The sequence below is a fragment of the Oleiphilus sp. HI0125 genome (genome assembly GCF_001635355.1).
On sequence record NZ_LWGF01000167.1, the window covers coordinates 1 to 1,210 of the forward strand.

The window sequence follows — 1,210 nt, forward strand, 5'->3', positions numbered from 1 at the left end:
TAGTTCGACAAAATACATAAACTTACTAAACCGAACAAAAAGTAAACACGTAAGGGCTCGTATCAACGTTAGTTGTGTTGAGTGGCCACTCTTATCTGGACTGCTTTGGCAGCCCGAAAATCGAAGCAGTAAAAATCGGACTTTCTCGCTAGATAGGAGTTAACAATGAAAAATTCAAAAGCTTTGCGCCTACTTTGCGCAGGCGTGGTTGCGTCTACCGTTTCTGTATCGGCAAACGCTTGGTCGTTCTTCAAATTTGGAGGCGCCGACAAACCTAAACCTACCATTACCGAAATCGTTGCTAAGAGTGGCAATGGCTTCGATCATCGCCGTTATGATAACGATATCTTATTAGCCGCGGTTCAAGCAGCTGGTCTTGCTGAAACACTTGCCAGCGAAAAGATCGACGTAACAGTATTCGCACCAAGTGACGCTGCATTTTTGCGCTTGGCTCGTGACTTCGGCTATGAAGGGAATAGCGAAGAGGGCGCATTCAACGCGATCTTCGCCACACTGCTAGGATTAACTGGCGGTGACGAAGATGCAGCCATCGATATTCTGCGTAACATTCTGCTTTACCATGTTGCTCCTGAATCACGTTCTAAATTCAGCGTCATATATGACGGCGAAGTACCAACCCTACTTGATGGTGCTAGCATCTTACCTGTTGGACTTCAGCTCATAGATAACGACCCAGAATTTAAGAATCCTAAACTGTCATTCTGGAAGCGTGGTACAAAAGCAAGCAATGGTATCGTGCACTCCATCAATCGCGTACTTATTCCACTCGACCTGCCAGCGGCAGGACAAAGTGATCTCCCAACTATCGCAGGCACAGCTATCGCAGTCAGCTCACTTGAAGGCGTCGATAGCAATCCGAATGACTTTGATATTTTGCTGCAAGGTATTCTTGCAGTTGATGCAGGCAAAGCTGCTGGCGAAGGCTTAGTTGACATCTTGAGCACCGTGCCGAGCCTAACGGTATTCGCGCCGACTGACGCTGCATTCATCCAGCTTGTAAAAGACTTAGGTGTTAATGTGAGCACAGAGCAAGAAGCTCTTGACGTTGTGCTTGCAGCGCTACCTGGTCTTACGGGGCTAGATTTAGCAACAGCACTTGAGACCGTCATTACCTATCACGTGACGGTAGGAGCCGGTGACACTGCACTGACCTTGAAAGACCTTCTTGTTGCGGATGAAATCGATACCG

At 47.5% G+C, this 1,210-nt stretch carries 1 protein-coding gene; it reads left to right on the forward strand.

The features are described 5' to 3' along the window. Positions 1-165 precede the first annotated feature (165 nt). Positions 166-1,210, forward strand: a 1,045-nt coding sequence (locus A3762_RS02715) for a fasciclin domain-containing protein (RefSeq protein ID WP_068753986.1), incomplete at its 3' end; no start/stop codon positions are given.